The 14,549-nt window shown below is 69.7% G+C and carries 15 protein-coding genes, 1 tRNA gene and 1 other RNA gene; 6 read left to right on the forward strand and 11 right to left on the reverse strand.

The window, feature by feature from the left end:
• Positions 1–8: 8 nt before the first annotated feature.
• The 4 genes from fabD to NM961_RS00620 form a co-directional block, all read right to left on the reverse strand.
• Entirely contained in the window at positions 9–971 is a 963-nt protein-coding gene (gene fabD / locus NM961_RS00605) for an ACP S-malonyltransferase (RefSeq protein ID WP_255910234.1), read from the reverse strand.
• 103 nt (positions 972–1,074) lie between these two features.
• Positions 1,075–2,130 (reverse strand): beta-ketoacyl-ACP synthase III, encoded by a 1,056-nt coding sequence (locus tag NM961_RS00610; RefSeq protein WP_305118968.1) that lies wholly within the window; start codon positions 2,128–2,130, stop codon positions 1,075–1,077.
• A 185-nt stretch (positions 2,131–2,315) separates the two neighbouring features.
• The gene (gene rpmF, locus NM961_RS00615) at positions 2,316–2,510 is read right to left on the reverse strand and encodes a 50S ribosomal protein L32 (protein ID WP_255910237.1); all 195 of its coding nucleotides are present in this window, start codon (positions 2,508–2,510) and stop codon (positions 2,316–2,318) included.
• 84 nt (positions 2,511–2,594) lie between these two features.
• Positions 2,595–3,107 (reverse strand): YceD family protein, encoded by a 513-nt coding sequence (locus tag NM961_RS00620; protein ID WP_255910239.1) that lies wholly within the window; start codon positions 3,105–3,107, stop codon positions 2,595–2,597.
• A 120-nt stretch (positions 3,108–3,227) separates the two neighbouring features.
• Between NM961_RS00620 and NM961_RS00625 the strand changes: the two genes are divergently transcribed.
• Positions 3,228–3,653 carry a hypothetical protein gene (locus NM961_RS00625; RefSeq protein ID WP_255910240.1) on the forward strand — a complete coding sequence of 142 codons (426 nt, stop codon included), beginning with the start codon at positions 3,228–3,230 and terminating at the stop codon, positions 3,651–3,653.
• Positions 3,650–4,255, forward strand: coding sequence for a Maf family protein (locus tag NM961_RS00630; RefSeq protein WP_255910241.1), 606 nt, complete (start codon positions 3,650–3,652; stop codon positions 4,253–4,255). The genes NM961_RS00625 and NM961_RS00630 overlap by 4 nt, the downstream gene beginning before the upstream one ends.
• A gap of 6 nt (positions 4,256–4,261) precedes the next feature.
• Here the strand turns inward: NM961_RS00630 and NM961_RS00635 are convergent, their stop codons facing one another.
• Positions 4,262–5,767 (reverse strand): ArnT family glycosyltransferase, encoded by a 1,506-nt coding sequence (locus tag NM961_RS00635; protein WP_255910242.1) that lies wholly within the window; start codon positions 5,765–5,767, stop codon positions 4,262–4,264.
• A gap of 85 nt (positions 5,768–5,852) precedes the next feature.
• On the opposite strand from NM961_RS00635, the gene NM961_RS00640 reads away from it, so the two are divergent.
• The 4 genes from NM961_RS00640 to NM961_RS00655 all read left to right on the forward strand — a co-directional run bounded on the left by NM961_RS00640 (position 5,853) and on the right by NM961_RS00655 (position 10,379).
• Positions 5,853–6,812 carry an AAA family ATPase gene (locus NM961_RS00640; protein WP_255910243.1) on the forward strand — a complete coding sequence of 320 codons (960 nt, stop codon included), beginning with the start codon at positions 5,853–5,855 and terminating at the stop codon, positions 6,810–6,812.
• Positions 6,809–7,780, forward strand: a complete 972-nt coding sequence (locus NM961_RS00645) for a DUF58 domain-containing protein (protein WP_255910244.1) — start codon at positions 6,809–6,811, stop codon at positions 7,778–7,780. The genes NM961_RS00640 and NM961_RS00645 overlap by 4 nt, the downstream gene beginning before the upstream one ends.
• A complete protein-coding gene (locus tag NM961_RS00650) occupies positions 7,780–9,753 on the forward strand; it encodes a transglutaminase TgpA family protein (RefSeq protein ID WP_255910245.1) in 1,974 nt (657 codons plus the stop codon). Before NM961_RS00645 ends, NM961_RS00650 begins: the two co-directional genes overlap by 1 nt.
• An 83-nt stretch (positions 9,754–9,836) precedes the next feature.
• Positions 9,837–10,379, forward strand: a complete 543-nt coding sequence (locus NM961_RS00655) for a Slp family lipoprotein (protein ID WP_255910246.1) — start codon at positions 9,837–9,839, stop codon at positions 10,377–10,379.
• Positions 10,380–10,471: 92 nt separating this feature from the next.
• On the opposite strand, the gene NM961_RS00660 is transcribed toward NM961_RS00655, so the two are convergent.
• The 6 genes from NM961_RS00660 to NM961_RS00685 all read right to left on the reverse strand — a co-directional run bounded on the left by NM961_RS00660 (position 10,472) and on the right by NM961_RS00685 (position 14,501).
• Positions 10,472–10,816, reverse strand: a complete 345-nt coding sequence (locus NM961_RS00660; RefSeq protein WP_255910247.1) for a histidine triad nucleotide-binding protein — start codon at positions 10,814–10,816, stop codon at positions 10,472–10,474.
• 10 nt (positions 10,817–10,826) lie between these two features.
• Positions 10,827–11,429, reverse strand: a complete 603-nt coding sequence (recR, locus tag NM961_RS00665) for a recombination mediator RecR (RefSeq protein ID WP_255910249.1) — start codon at positions 11,427–11,429, stop codon at positions 10,827–10,829.
• Positions 11,430–11,433: 4 nt separating this feature from the next.
• Positions 11,434–11,757: a YbaB/EbfC family nucleoid-associated protein gene (locus NM961_RS00670; protein ID WP_255910251.1), complete on the reverse strand. Its 324-nt coding sequence runs from the start codon at positions 11,755–11,757 to the stop codon at positions 11,434–11,436.
• A 49-nt stretch (positions 11,758–11,806) separates the two neighbouring features.
• A complete protein-coding gene (dnaX, locus tag NM961_RS00675; RefSeq protein ID WP_255910253.1) occupies positions 11,807–13,972 on the reverse strand; it encodes a DNA polymerase III subunit gamma/tau in 2,166 nt (721 codons plus the stop codon).
• Between the two features lie 278 nt (positions 13,973–14,250).
• An RNA gene (gene ffs, locus NM961_RS00680) (signal recognition particle sRNA small type) lies at positions 14,251–14,347 on the reverse strand.
• A 61-nt stretch (positions 14,348–14,408) separates the two neighbouring features.
• Positions 14,409–14,501: transfer RNA gene (locus NM961_RS00685), tRNA-Ser, on the reverse strand.
• Positions 14,502–14,549: the final 48 nt, after the last annotated feature.

Raw genomic sequence — 14,549 nt, forward strand, 5'->3', positions numbered from 1 at the left:
CAGGTTGCTCAGGCCGGATCGGTGTCGGCCAGGGCCGCTTCCAGCTCGGCCGGAACGGCGATGGCGCGCGTGGCGATGTTCTTGTCGATGCGCTTGATCAGGCCCGCGAGCACCTTGCCCGGGCCACATTCGTAGATGCGCGCGGCGCCGCCGGCGGCCAGCGCCTGCACGCAGCCGGTCCAGCGTACCGGCTGGTACAGCTGGCGCTGCAGCGCGTCGCGGATCGCCGGCAGCGAGTCGTGCGCGCGGGCGTCGGCGTTATGGATCACCGGAATCGTCGGCGGGTTCCAGGCGATGGCATCCATGCGTCCGGCCAGACGCACGGCCGCGTCGCGCATCAGGTCGCAGTGGGAAGGCACGCTGACGGCAAGCTTGACCGCCCGCTTCACGCCCAGCTCGGCCAGACGCGCCAGAGCGCGGTCTACCGCCGCCGCATGGCCGGCGATGACCAGCTGGCCAGGCGAGTTGTAATTGGCCGGAGCGACCACGTCGCCGGCGGCGACCTCGGCGCAGACCTGGGCGATCTGCTCGTCCTCGCCGCCGATGATCGCGGCCATGGCGCCGACACCGGCCGGCACCGCGGCCTGCATCAGCCGGCCGCGCTCGGCGACCAGGGCGGCCGCGTCATGCAGCGACAGCACACCGGCGGCGACCAGGGCGGAATATTCGCCCAGGCTGTGGCCGGCCAGCTGCGCCGGCAGCCGGCCGCCACGCTCGCGCCACACGCGCCAGACGGCGATGGAGGCCGCCAGCAGCGCAGGCTGGGTGTTCTCGGTACGGTTGAGTTCTTCTTCGGGCCCCGCCTGGGACAGGGCCCAGAGGTCCACGCCCGCGCCGGCCGAGGCCTCGTCGAACGTCTGCCGCACCAGCGGCGAGAGCGCGGCCAGCTCGGCCAGCATGCCGACGGATTGCGAGCCCTGGCCGGGGAAGACGAAGGCGAGGGACGCGGAAATCGCGGCGGAGTCGTTCATGGCAATCATTCTGGAATGACGGGAAAGATAGTCCGGTGCCGCGCGCGCGCCTGCCTACGCCAGAACAGGGGCGCCGGCCGCAACGCGCGCAGGCGCCCGTGGTTCAGTAGCGCACCAGGGCCGAGCCCCAGGTGAAGCCGCCGCCGAAGGCTTCCATCAGCAGCAGCTGGCCGCGCTGCACGCGGCCGGAACGCACCGCATAGTCCAGCGCCAGCGGCACCGAGCCCGACGACGTGTTGCCGTGGCGGTCGACCGTGACGATAACCCGGTCCATCGGCATTTCCAGGCGCTTGGCCGTGGCCTGGATGATGCGCAGGTTGGCCTGGTGCGGGATCAGCCAGTCGATGGCGGACTTGTCCAGGCCATTCGTGGCCAGGGTTTCCTCGACCACGGCGTCCAGGGTCTTGACCGCGACCTTGAACACCTCGTTGCCGGTCATCAGCACGCGCACGCCGGCGTTGTGTTCCTCCGGCTTGAAGCCGGCGGACACCCCGACCGGATTCCACAGCAGTTCCTTGTAGGCGCCGTCGGCATGCAGGTGGGTGGAAATCACGCCCGGCTCGCTGTCGGCGGTCAGCACCACCGCGCCGGCACCATCGCCGAACAGCACGCAGGTGGAACGGTCGCTCCAGTCCAGCATGCGGGTAAGGGTTTCCGCGCCGACCACCAGGGCCTTCTTCACCGCGCCCGAACGCACGAACTTGTCGGCGACGCTGAGCGCATAGAGAAAGCCCGAGCAGGCCGCGTTGACATCGAACGCGGCGCAGCCGTTGGCGCCGAGCCGGTGCTGCAGCAGGCAGGCGGTGGACGGGAAGATGAGGTCGGGAGTGGTGGTGCCCACGACGATGAGTTCGATCTCGCGCACATCGACGCCGGCGGCCTCAAGCGCGGCGCGGGCGGCGCGCTCGGCCAGATCGGATGTGGTCTGGCCTTCCGCGGCGACATGGCGCTGGCGGATGCCGGTGCGGCTGTGGATCCATTCGTCGCTGGTATCGACGATTTTTTCCAGGTCCGCGTTGGTCAGGACTTTCTCCGGCAGATAGCTGCCGGTGCCTGCGATACGTGAGTGGATCAGAGCGGCTTCCCCCTGCGTCAGGCGACGGCAACGGCGCGGCCTGCGCCCGGCGGCGGATGGCCTGGCACTCCGGCTCAGCCGCATCCCCGCTTCGCACAAACACCGATAGTAGCAACTAGCGGCGGCGGCGGAAGTGGCGGATCGGACGATGACGCGGCGCGCCGGCTCCGGACCGGCGCAGGCGGCCGGGGCCTCCTGCAAACGAATTCCGGCGCCTGCGCGCCGGAATGCGGTGAACCTGTGTCGTGGCCGGCTGGCGGCCGCGGGGCTCAGTCTTCGGTGTGGACCGGGGTCTTGCTCGGGATCACCTGGCGGCCGCGGTAGTAGCCGTCCTTGGTGATGTGGTGACGCACGTGGACCTCGCCGGTGGTCGGGTCGGTGGCCAGCTGCTTGGCCGTCAGCGCATCGTGGGAACGGCGCATGCCGCGGGTCGACGGGGTCTTGCGGGATTTCTGAACTGCCATGGCACTCTCCAGGAAACGCTTGCGGACGCTGGCGCGTACGCGGTGACTAGCTTGAATGGGGACGGCTCGCGCCGCGGCTACTGCTCAACCTTTCTTCAGACCGCCCAGCGCGGCGAACGGGCTGACCCGCACGGGCTGTTCGGCCTGTTCCGGATCGGTCGACCAGGTGTGGTCCGACTCCTCCAGGCCCGGTTTCACCGGAATCAAGGGCAAAGCCAGCAGCAGCTCGTCCTCGATCACATCCGCAGGCCTGATTTCGGCGGATTCGAGCAAAAGCGGCTCGTAACCCGGCGACAGGCCGGCTTCATCCTCTTCCCGCGTTATCAGGCCCAGGCGGGCATCGACAGCGACGGGCAAAACAAACGGTTCCAGCGTACGCTGGCAGGTCAACGTCAATTCGGTCTGCAGGTGCAGCGCCATGAAGGCGATGCCCAGGTCGTCGCGACCGAATTCGATATCGTACGCGACCTTGCCATCCGGCGCAGCCAGCGCACTGCACAGGCGCTGCAGCTGGGCTACAGGCAGGCTGTCGTTGAAGGATCGCCGCGCCGAAACCATGCGCCAAGCGTCCACTATCTCGGGGAAAGGCGCAGACATGGGCGCGCGATAGTAGTTACGCGGGCGTTCCAAGTCAACCGAAACTTGCGCCGGCTCCGCTACTTAAGCCGGCCGCGGCTTGATTTACGCCCGCCCGGCCTTGCGGCAGACTCGCGCCCGATGAGCTACCTGATCGCCTTCATACTAGTGGTATTGTCGGGCCTGGTCTTCCTGCTGCTGCGCGAACGGCGCTGGCGCCGCCGCGAACAGGCCATCCGCGACCTGCTGGACCGCGCCGACGCCCTGGAAAGCCACCTGCACAGCTGCCGCGAGCGCATGCAGACCCTGCGCGGCATGCTGGTCGACCTGCCCGAGGAAATGACCGGCGACGCCGACGAGGCACTGGCCGCCGACCACAAGGTCCAGGCCGCCCTGCGCGACCTGCTGCAGCACCGCCTGTGGATTCAGCAGAAAGCCGCCGAGGCCGGCCAGGACGAACTGGACACCGCCGTAGCCGCCCTGCGCCAGTCGCAGTCCTCGATGCAGCAGCAATTGCACCGGCTGGACGAGATCACCGCGGCCCTGCGCGAGGCCCAGGCCCGATGAGCACGACGCCACTGGCCGGCATCGACCTGGTGCTGGGATCGACCTCGCGCTACCGCGCCGAACTGCTAGCGCGGCTGACCCCGCGCTTCCGCCAGCAGGCGCCCGGCGTGGACGAGACCCGTGTTCCAGGCGAAGCCCCTGCCACCCTGGCCGCACGCCTGGCGCGGGCCAAGGCCCGGGCCGTGGCGGCGCGCAATCCGGGCAGCGTCGTGATCGGCTCGGACCAAGTCGCCGCGCTGGACGACCAAGTGCTGGGCAAGCCTGGCGAAGCGGCCCGCGCCGAGGCTCAGCTCGCCGCCTGCAGCGGCCGCCGGGTGGTCTTCCACACGGCGCTGTGCCTGGCCGATGCGCGCGGCGCCGAAGTGCGGCTGCACGAGGCTGCCGATACCACCGAAGTTCTGTTCCGCCGGCTCGATGCGGGGGAAATCCGCCGCTATGTCGAGCGCGAGCAGCCGCTGGACTGCGCCGGCAGCTTCAAGTCCGAAGGGCTGGGCATCACTTTGTTCGAGCGCATAGACAATGCCGATCCCAGCGCCCTGGTCGGCCTGCCGCTGATCGCGCTGTGCCGGCTGCTGCGCGCGGCTGGCATCGTCCCACTCTGAACCGGCTCAGGGCGCCGGCACGCAGTCGGGCTGTTCGCCGATAGCCGGCACCCGGCCCAGGTACCACGCGAACTTCTTGCGGCCGCCGAACAGCTCCAGCCGGTCCAGCGGCTGCAGGGCGTGCAGGCGCCGGCACAGGCCCTGCTGCCATTGCAGGCGCTCGCGTTCGCTGCCAGTGGTTTCCTCCACGATCAACAGCACCTGGGCGCCGCCCTGTGCCGCGCGCAGGCCGGCTTCGTCGCGCCGCCACAGCGCCAGCTGCGGCGCACGGCCGTGCTTGATGTTGCGCGGATGGTCCAGCGAGTACACCGGCAAAGCCGCGTCGAACTGGAAATCCAGCTCGGCGCCGAGCAGGAAATTGTCCGCCAGCAGCAGGCGCGCCGCCTCCGGCTGCTGCGCCAGCAGTTCCCGCGTACGCGCGGCGACCTCGTTCCAGCCGACGAAGTTGTAGGGAAAGGCCTTGTAGCGCGCGAGCAGCAGGGCCTGATCCGGCCGCGCCGCCATACCCAAGTAAACAAGTGCACAAGTCAGCCCCGCACCAGCCAATACCCATGCGGCGCAGAGCCAGGCGCGGCGCAGCCGGCCCGCGCTCGCCAGCAAGCCCAGCGCCAGCAGTGCCGGCGCATAGGCCGGCAGCGGCCAGTGCAGGCGGAAGCGCAGGTCATCGCCGAACAGGCCGAACAGGAAATAGCCCAGCACCACGCTGCCGCCGGCCCAGGCCAGTACCGCGTACGCGGCCTCTGCGTGGCGGCGCAGGCATTGCCACAGCGCGTACAGCATCAGCCCGTACAGCAGCGGCGTGCACACCAGCAGTTGCTCCAGCGGCTGCAGCAAGCCGTCGGCGTGGAACTGCCAGGGATGGCGCTCGACCAGCTGGAAGCTCAGTCCACTCCAGTCATGTGCGCGGTTGAACAGCAGCAGCGGCAGCAGGCCGCAGAAACCCAGCGCCAGCGCGCCCCATAACCCAGGCCGCGACCACAGCGCGCGGCCCTGGCGGCTGCACAGCAGGAAGCCCAGTCCGCCCGGCAGCAGCATGGCCGCGCGGTAATGCGACAGCCAGGCCAGCAGCAGGCCCAGGCCCAGCCACAGCCAGCCGTTGCGCCGCTGCGCCGTGGCCAGCAGCAGGCCGTGCAGCATCAGCAGGGCGGCGAAGGTCAGCGGGACATCCGGCAGCGCCATCACGCCCAGGCTTCCGGCCAGCGGCAGCAGCTGCCAGCCTATGCCGGCGATCAACCCGGCGCGGCGGTCGCCGAAATGCCGGCCCAGCCCGGCCACCAGCAGCGGCAGCGCGCTGCCCAGCAGCAGGAACAGGCTGCGCATGCCCAGCGGCGAATGGCCGAACAGGGTTTCGCCCAGACGGATCAGCAAGGCCGTCGCCGGCGGCACATCCGTGTACGACCAGGCCAGGGCGCGGCTTTCCTGCCAGTAGAAGGCTTCGTCGCCGAACGGTGCCAGCGTCGCGGCGAGTTGAAGCTTGATCGCGAACAGCAGCACCCCAATTGCCCAGAACACGTGCGCCAGGTATCGCGCAGTCGCGCCGCTGCTGGCTACACTCGTTTCACGCCGCACTGCGCATCCTCAACTCCGGTGATCCCTGATGACTTCGACCATGCCCGACACGCCTGTCGCACTGCCTGCGGAACTGCGCACCAATCTCGATCGCGCGGTGGCGCAGGTGAACAGCGTGGTGCTGGGCAAGGCGAGCCAGGTCAACCTCGCCTTCGTCAGCCTGCTCGCCGGCGGCCACCTGCTGATCGAGGATCTGCCCGGCGTGGGCAAGACCACGCTGGCCCATGCCCTGGCCGCGACGCTGGACCTGAGCTTCCAACGCATCCAGTTCACCAGCGACCTGCTGCCCTCGGACATTATCGGCGTCAGCATCTTCGAGCGCGACCACAATCGCTTTGAATTCCATCCCGGCCCGCTGTTCGCGCAGCTGGTGCTGGCCGACGAGATCAACCGCGCCACGCCCAAGACCCAGAGCGCGCTGCTGGAAGCCATGGCCGAACAGCAGGTCACGGTCGACGGCCGCAGCCACGCGCTGCCGGCGCCATTCTTCGTGGTGGCAACGCAGAACCCGCTGGATCTGGCCGGCACCTATCCCCTGCCCGATTCGCAGCTCGACCGCTTCCTGCTGCGCATCAGCCTGGACTATCCCAGCCGCGAGGCCGAGCGCGAGCTGCTCACGTCCGCCAACCGCCAGCAGATCATCGCCAAGCTCGCGCCGTGCATGAGCGCGGCGGAGATCCAGACCCTGCGCGAGCATGTCGGCGCGGTGGTCACCAGTCCCGCGCTGATCGACTACGTGCAGGGGCTGATCAGCATTACGCGCGCGCATGCGGAAATCCGCATCGGCCTGTCGCCGCGCGCCGGCCTGGCGCTGCTGATGGCGGCGCGCTCGCACGCCCTGGTCGCCGGCCGCGGCTACTGCCTGCCGGAAGACGTGCAGGCCGTGTTCGTGCCGGTGGCGGCGCATCGCCTCACGCTTTCCGGCGCCGGCACCCGCGACCGTCTGCAGCTGGCGCGCGCGCTGCTCAACGAAGTGCCGGTGCGTTGAACGCCGGCGCCGCCCTGCGCCGCCGCTGGCAGGAAGTGCTGGCCCTGGCCGAGCGCCGCCTGCCCGCGCTGACCCGGCTGCGCCGCGCCGAACCGCTGCCGATACGGCTGGACCGGCGCCGCATCTACGTGCTGCCGACGCTGTTCGGACTGGTGTTCGGCTCCATGCTGGTGGTGATGGCGCTGGGCGCGCTGAACTACAACAACAATCCGGCCCTGCTGCTGACCTGCCTGATGACGGCGACGGCCTTCCTCAGCGTGCTGATCGGCTTCCGCAACCTCGACGGCCTGAGCCTGCGCGCGGTACAGGCCGAACCCTGCTACGCCGGCGACCTGCTCGACGTGGCGCTGGTATTCGATCCCGCCGGCCGCCGCCGCGAGACGCTGTGCATCAACATGGGCGCGGCCGCCAGCGTGATCCGCGGCGATGCCGACAGCCTGCCGCGCGCGCAATTGCAGGTGCCGACGCAGCGCCGCGGCTACATGACCCTGCCGCGCATCAAGGTCTTCACCACCTGGCCCTACGGCCTGTTCCGCTGCTGGAGCTGGCTCAATCCGCAGCAGCAGGTACTGGTGTTCCCGCGTCCGGAGGCCGCCGTCAGTGCGCTGCCGCCGCAGCCGCAGGCGGCCGACACCGGCAGCGTGCGCATGCGCGGCGACGAGTTCGGCGCGCTGCGCGAATACCGCGTCAGCGATCCGCTGCGCCTGATCGCCTGGAAGGCCAGCGCGCGCCACGACCGCCTGCTGGTGCGCGATCCGGAACTGCCGCAGAACCCGGAGCGCATCCTGGATTTCGACAGCCTGCCGCAGCTGGACCTGGAAGCCCGCATCGCGCGCCTGGCGCGCTGGGTGCTGCTGGCCGAGGAACAGCGCGTGCGCTACACCCTGCGCCTGCCGCGGCAGCAGCTGGGGCCGGACCTGGGCAGCGCCCACGCCTACCGCTGCCTGCGCGAGCTGGCCCTGCTCTGATGCGCCTGGACCGCCGCCAGTTCGATCTGCTGACCCTCACCATCGTGCTGGTGCTGAGCACGCATGTGGGCCATCTGCCGCTATGGGCCAACCTCGCCGCGGGGCTGCTGGTCGGCGGCCGCTGGCTGCAGCGCAGCTACCGGCCCGGCCTGGGCGCCATGCCGGTCTGGCTGCGCCTGCCGCTGACTCTGGGCCTGCCGGTGGCGGTGATCGCCCAGTTCGGTACGGTGCTGGGGCTGGAGCCGGGCAGCGTGCTGGCCATCGGCATGCTGGTGCTGAAATTGGGAGAAAGCGAAAAAGTGCGCGATGCGCGCGCCGCGCTGACCTTCGCCGGCTTTATCCTGATGGCCGCGCTGCTGTTCGACCAGGGCCTGCTCGGCGCGCTGCACGTGGCGGTCGCGGTGGGACTGGTCTTCCTCTGCCTGCGCGAACTGGAAATCCCGCCCGGCGAACGACGCGGCCCGCTGTTCGGCCGCGAGCTGCTCGGCGGCGCGCGCGCCATCGCCCTCAGCGTGGCCGCGGCGGTGCCGCTGACCCTGCTCGTATTCCTGTTCCTGCCGCGCCTGGCCCAGCCGCTGTGGGGCGCGCCGGACAACCTCGACGCCCGCACCGGCGTCAGCGAAGTCATGACGCCGGGCCAGTTCCAGTCGCTGATGATCGACGACAGCCCGGCCTTCCGCGTGCAGTTCGCCACGGGCCAGCCGCCGCCGCCGCAACAGCGCTACTGGCGCGGCCTGGTGCTGAACCGTTTCGACGGCCTGAACTGGACCCGCACCGATTCCTCGTCCCACCGGCCGGTGGAAAGCAACCTGCAGCTGCTGTCGGCGCCGCTCGACTACGAAGTGACCATGGAACCGACCCAGCAGCGCTGGCTGTTCCCGCTGGACGTGCCCACTGCGGCGCCGGAGCGCTTCCTGCGCAATGTCGACCTGACCCTGACCGGCTTCCGGCCCATAGGCGCGGTGCAGCGCTTCAGCATGAGCTCGGCGCTGGAGTTCCGCCTGGCCGGCCTGAACCCGACGCAGCGGCAGAATGCGCTGGCCCTGCCCTACGGCTACAACCCGCGCGCGCAGGCGCTGGGCGCGCAATGGCGCGAGCAGTACGGCGACAACGCCGAACGCATCGCCGCGGCAGCAATGAAGCTGTTCCGCGACGAGTTCAGCTACACCCTGACGCCGCCGCCGCTCGGGCGCAACGGCATGGACGACTTTATCTTCGAGACCAAGGCCGGCTACTGCGAATACTTCGCCTCCGCCTTCGCGGTGCTGCTGCGCAGCGCCGGCGTGCCTACCCGCGTCGTCGTCGGCTACCAGGGCGGTTTCTGGAACCCGACCGGGGAATACCTGCTGGTGCGCCAGTCCGACGCGCATGCCTGGAACGAGGTCTGGCTGGGCGAACGCGGCTGGGTACGCATGGATCCCACCGCAGCGGTGCGGCCTGAGCGCGTCTCCCTGGGCAGCCGCGCCGCCAGCGGTGCGGAGACCAGCTGGTACCGCTCGGAATGGCTGATGACCCTGCGCGACCGCTGGGATCTGGTCAACCAGCTGTGGAACGAGGTCGTGGTGCAGTTCGACACCTTGCGCCAGCAGGGCCTGCTGCGCCAGTTCGGCGTGGCCCAGGCAGACTGGAATCAGCTGGCGCTGGCCTTCGCCATCGGCACCTCGCTGCTGCTGGCGTTCGCGTTGTGGTGGGCGCTGCGCGCCGGCCGCGACCGCCAGGACCTCATCGACCGCGCCTACGCCGCACTGTGCCGGCGCCTGCAGCGCGCCGGGGTCGAGCGCGCCGCACACGAAGGGCCGGCCGCCTATCTGCAGCGCCTGCGTGCGGCCCTGCCGCAGTCCGCGGCGGAGCTGGAGCCCCTGTTCGCCGACTACATCCGGCTGCGCTACGCCCGGCGCGATGCCGATGCGGCGGAAAGCCGGCGCTTCGCCCAGGCCGCGCGGCGCTTCCGCCCGCGCCGCAACTCCGGCTGAACCGGCGCGCTAAGATGGCTGGCGAAGTGCAACGCCGCCCCCAGTTGCAACGTCGCACACCTGTGCGTCTACAGGAGCCCGCCATGCGATTCCCGCTCGTTCTGCCCGCCCTCGCGCTGACCGCCCTGGCCGGCTGCGCCACCGTCCCCAAACCCCTGCAGGGCGACTACGCCGCCACCCTGCCCAGCCAGGAAGGCGCGGCGGCGCAGAAGGTGCGCTGGGGCGGCGAAATCATCCGCGTGGACACCGAGGCCCAGCGCACCTGTTTTGAAGTGCTGGCACGGCCGCTGGACAGCAGTTCGCGGCCGGGCCGGCGCGACGAATCGGGCGGCCGTTTCCTGGCCTGCCGCGCCGGCTTCTACGATCCGGCCGTGTTCGAACCGGGCCGCGAGATCACCGTGACCGGCCGCATAGACGGCAGCGAACTGCGCAAGGTCGGCGAGTACGACTACCGCTATCCGCGCGTCGCCGCCGATGTGATCTATCTGTGGCGCGAACCCGCTGCCTACGACCGCTACGCCGATCCCTGGTATCCGTACGGGCCGTTCGGCTGGGATCCGTTCTGGTCGCGGCCATTTGGTCCGCCGGTGTACATCATCCATTCGCATCGCGGGCACCGGCACTGAACAGCGCCGTCGCACGGCAGCGGGCCAACGCCCCCGACCTGCCCGTTTCAATCTGAAAAGGCCGCCGCAGCGATCGCGGCGGCCTGGATGCCTCAGGCGAAACCGCCGCGCAGCGCCTGACCGGCGAGCAGGTGCAGATGCAGCTGGAACACGGTCTGGCCGCCGTGGCTGTTGCAGTTGATCACGCAGCGGTAGCCGTCGTCGGCAAAGCCTTCGCGGCGCGCGTAGGCGGCGGCGGCGAGAAACAGCTTGCCGACCAGCTCGGCCTGGGCCGGGGCCACGTCGTTGAGCGTGGCGATCGGCGTCTTGGGCACGAACAGCACATGTACCGGCGCCTGCGGGCTGATGTCCTTGAACGCGATCAGCTCGTTGTCCTCGTAGACGATATCGGCCGGAATCTCGCGCCGGATGATCTTGCCGAAGATGGTGTCGCTCATTGCCGCTCCTTCAGGTGAGGGTCTGACGGCTGCCGAAGGCATGTGCCAGGGTGCCGCGATCGATGAATTCCAGTTCGCCGCCCAGCGGTACGCCGTGGGCCAGGCGGGTTGCGCGCACGCCGGCCTCGCGCGCGAGCTGCGACAGCAGATGGGCGGTGGCCTCGCCTTCGACCGTGGGATTGGTCGCCACAATCAGCTCCTTCACCTCGCCCTCGCGCAGGCGTTCGGCCAACAGATCCAGGCCCAGCTCGCGCGGGCCCAGCCCGTCCAGCGGGCTCAGCCGGCCCAGCAATACGAAGTAATGACCGCGGAAACCGGTCGCGACTTCGACCGCGGCCTGATCCACCGGGCTTTCAACCACGCACAGCAGGCTGGCATCGCGCCCGCTGTTGGCGCACAGGCTGCAGATCTCGGTCTCGCTGAAGCCGCGGCAGCGCCGGCAGTTGCCAATGCGCTCCACCGCCGCGCCCAGCCGCTCGGCCAGACGGCGTGCACCGGCGCGATCGCGCTCCAGTACGTGGAAGGCCATGCGCTGGGCGCTCTTGGCGCCCACGCCCGGCAGGCAGCGCAGGGCCTCGATCAACTCGGCCAGCAGGGCCGAACCGGTGCTCATGGCTTCAGAACGGCAGCGAGAAGCCCGGCGGCAGGTTCATGCCGCCGGCGACGCCGGCCATGCGCGCCTGGGTTTCCGCGGCGAGCTTGTTGGCAGCGTCGTTGAAGGCGGCGGCGACCAGATCCTCGGCCATTTCCGGATCGTCCTGCAGCAGCTTGCGGTCGATGTTGACGCGGCGCACTTCGTGGCGGCCGTTCATGCTCACGCTGACCAGGCCGCCGCCGGCACTGCCGGTGACTTCGAGCTTGGCGATCTCTTCCTGCGCCTTCTTCAGGTTCTCCTGCATGCGCTGCGCTTGCTGCATGATGTTGCCTAGGGGTCCACGCATGACTGGCTCCAGATAAAAAATTACAGAATTCTCAATTGCGCCGAACCGCTCAGACCGGCGGCGCGGATTCCGGCAGGCGCACCGAATTGGGCACCAGGCGCGCGCCCAGCTCGCGCATCGCGGCCTGGACGAAAGGGTCCTGCTCCATGTCCTGCTCGGCCTGCAGCTGGCGTGCATTGCGCTGGCGCGCGTTCTGCTCCGCCGGCGTCTCCATGCCGCCGCGGGCCAGCTCGAACACACAGCGCAGCGGCCTGCCGGTCGCGGCGGCCAGTTTCTCCTGCAGCATGGCGACCATCGGTGCTGAATTCAGGTGATCGTGTTCGGCTTTCAAGGCCAGGCGCAGGGTATTTCCCTCCACCGCGACCAGCACCGCATGCTGGGCCAGCTGGCCGACCGGGCCGCGCAGGCCGGCGCGCTCGATCAGCAGCGGCCAGTCGCGCGGTTCGATCTCGACCAGGCCACTGGCGGCCGGTACGCCGGACGCGGCGGCTTCGCCGCGTGATGCCATGGACTCGCCGCGCGCGGCAACGTCGCTACGCCATGTGGCGGCCTCGTCGTAAGCGGCAAATTCGTTGCGCGACACGCCGGACGCGACGGCTGCACTGCGCGGCGCGATGGACTCGCCGGGTGCGGCGGACGTTTGGCCGGAAGAACCGATGCCGGCCGCGCGCGGCACGTGGATCTCGCCAGCCAGTTCAGCCGCGTCGCTGCGCTGGAGCTGCGCTTCAGCACGCGGCGGGCTGACCGCCTGCGACAGCACATCGATTACGGGCGGCGTGAACGGCGCAACCGGCTCGCGCGGCAGCGGCGGGGGCGGCGTGGTTTGCATTGCGGCCACGGTATCCGGCAGCGCTGCAGCAACCTGGGCCTGCCGCAGCGGCGGCAGATCCGATACCGGAGCGGCCGGCGCAGCCGTGGGCGGACTGGCCGGCATCGCCGTACCGGCCTGTGCTACGGGCTGCGACGGCACCGTAGCCGTGACGGCATAGCTACCGGCAGGCTCCTGCGCCCGCGCCGCGGGAATCGCTGCGATAGCTGCGGCCGCCGCGGCGGCGCCGCTGCGCGGTCCGGGATTCGCCCCGCCGCCGCTGCTGCCGCCACCGCTGCCACCGGTATTGCCGCCGCCCTCGCCCGCCGGCCCGAAGGCGAGCAGGCGCAGCAGCGCCATCTCGAAGCCGGCACGCGGCGTCGGCGCCAGGGCCAGGTCGCGCCGGCCGCTAATGCAGAGCTGGTAGTACAGCTGCACCTCGTCGGGCGCCAGGGACTGGGCGAACTGGGCCACGTCCTGGGCGTCGGCGCTGTCAGCCGGGAGGTAATCCGGCACCAGCTGGCGCAGCTGTATGCGGTGCAGCAGGCCGGCCAGATCGTCCAGCACCAGGCCGAAATCCGGCGCGAACTCGGCCAGCTTGGCCACTTCGGCGAACAGCGCATTGCCGTCGTTGGCGCAGACCGCGGTCAGCAGGCGGCCGACCTGGGCGCGCTCGATCGTGCCCAGCATCGCGCGCACATCGTCCGTGCGCACGCTGCCGCCGCCGTAGGCGATGGCCTGGTCCAGCAGGGAAAGCCCGTCGCGCAGCGAACCGTCGGCGCCCTTGGCCAGGGCCTGGATCGCCTCGGCGTCGAAGCCGACCTGTTCCGCATCAAGGATATGCCGCATCTGCGCGCCGATCTGTTCCGGCAGCAGACGCTTGAGATTGAACTTGAGGCAGCGCGACAGCACCGTCACCGGCAGCTTCTGCGGGTCGGTGGTGGCGAGCAGGAATTTCACGTGCGCCGGCGGCTCTTCCAGCGTCTTCAACAGCGCGTTGAAGGCGTTCTTGGACAGCATGTGCACTTCGTCGATCAGGAACACTTTCTGCCGCCCGCGCGCCGGCGTGTACTGCGCGCTTTCGATCATCTCGCGCACATCGTCCACGCCGGTGTGGCTGGCGGCATCGATTTCCAGCAGATCGACGAAGCGGCCGGCGTCGATGTCCAGGCAGGCGCGGCATTCGCCGCAGGGCTGCGAGGACTGGCCGCGTTCGCAATTGAGCGATTTGGCGAAGATGCGCGCGATGGTGGTCTTGCCCACGCCGCGCGTACCGGTGAACAGGAAGGCGTGATGCAGACGCCCGCCGTCCAGCGCATTGGAAAGCGCGCGCACCACGTGTTCCTGGCCCACCAGCTCGCTGAACCGCCGGGGACGCCACTTGCGCGCGAGGACTTGATACGACATGCCGTTTCCTTCGAGCCAAGCGCCGATTGTGCCATGCGCCGGCAGGGAACGCGGAACGCCCGAATCCCCTGCAGGCACAAAGCGCAGGCCCAGCCAGCGCCATCGCGCAGCTGCCATCGGTTCATCAGGTCGATTCCAGGAAACCCCGGATTAATGGCACTGCGCCTTGGCTTCCGGAGCCCCCTTGAGTCAAGGGGCGCTTGGCGGAATCAGGGGATGAGCAGCAGGGCGCGGGAGCGAAAACGCTTTCGCTCGCAAAGGTCTGACCGGAGCGGCAACTCCGCCAGCCACATCCCGGCACCCGAATCACTCACTACCGTTGCTCCCTTCCGGGCCTGGCGGGGTTTGCAAGCTATCGTCGCGAGAGGACCGACGGAGTCGCCATAAAGCGGAGGCGAGGCGCAATGCGCGGCTCGCGGAACTTCTGACGAAAAACTGGCGGAGAGAGAGGGATTCGAACCCTCGATACGGGGATAAGCCGTATACACACTTTCCAGGCGTGCTCCTTCAACCACTCGGACATCTCTCCAACCCGCGCCGGTTGACCCATCCATGAGGCCGCACGCGGGGCGCGGAG

The sequence above is a fragment of the Tahibacter harae genome (assembly GCF_024437735.1).
In the GTDB taxonomy this organism is placed as follows: domain Bacteria; phylum Pseudomonadota; class Gammaproteobacteria; order Xanthomonadales; family Rhodanobacteraceae; genus Tahibacter; species Tahibacter harae.

What these genes read in the sequence shown, in the direction of transcription:
- fabD (WP_255910234.1), bottom strand. Translation starts at nt 971, where the DNA reads ATGAACGACTCCGCCGCGATTTCCGCGTCCCTCGCCTTCGTCTTCCCC.
- NM961_RS00610 (WP_305118968.1), bottom strand. Translation starts at nt 2,130, where the DNA reads ATGCGGCTGAGCCGGAGTGCCAGGCCATCCGCCGCCGGGCGCAGGCCG.
- rpmF (WP_255910237.1), bottom strand. Translation starts at nt 2,510, where the DNA reads ATGGCAGTTCAGAAATCCCGCAAGACCCCGTCGACCCGCGGCATGCGC.
- NM961_RS00620 (WP_255910239.1), bottom strand. Translation starts at nt 3,107, where the DNA reads ATGTCTGCGCCTTTCCCCGAGATAGTGGACGCTTGGCGCATGGTTTCG.
- NM961_RS00625 (WP_255910240.1), top strand. Translation starts at nt 3,228, where the DNA reads ATGAGCTACCTGATCGCCTTCATACTAGTGGTATTGTCGGGCCTGGTC.
- NM961_RS00630 (WP_255910241.1), top strand. Translation starts at nt 3,650, where the DNA reads ATGAGCACGACGCCACTGGCCGGCATCGACCTGGTGCTGGGATCGACC.
- NM961_RS00640 (WP_255910243.1), top strand. Translation starts at nt 5,853, where the DNA reads ATGACTTCGACCATGCCCGACACGCCTGTCGCACTGCCTGCGGAACTG.
- NM961_RS00650 (WP_255910245.1), top strand. Translation starts at nt 7,780, where the DNA reads ATGCGCCTGGACCGCCGCCAGTTCGATCTGCTGACCCTCACCATCGTG.
- NM961_RS00655 (WP_255910246.1), top strand. Translation starts at nt 9,837, where the DNA reads ATGCGATTCCCGCTCGTTCTGCCCGCCCTCGCGCTGACCGCCCTGGCC.
- NM961_RS00660 (WP_255910247.1), bottom strand. Translation starts at nt 10,816, where the DNA reads ATGAGCGACACCATCTTCGGCAAGATCATCCGGCGCGAGATTCCGGCC.
- recR (WP_255910249.1), bottom strand. Translation starts at nt 11,429, where the DNA reads ATGAGCACCGGTTCGGCCCTGCTGGCCGAGTTGATCGAGGCCCTGCGC.
- NM961_RS00670 (WP_255910251.1), bottom strand. Translation starts at nt 11,757, where the DNA reads ATGCGTGGACCCCTAGGCAACATCATGCAGCAAGCGCAGCGCATGCAG.
- dnaX (WP_255910253.1), bottom strand. Translation starts at nt 13,972, where the DNA reads ATGTCGTATCAAGTCCTCGCGCGCAAGTGGCGTCCCCGGCGGTTCAGC.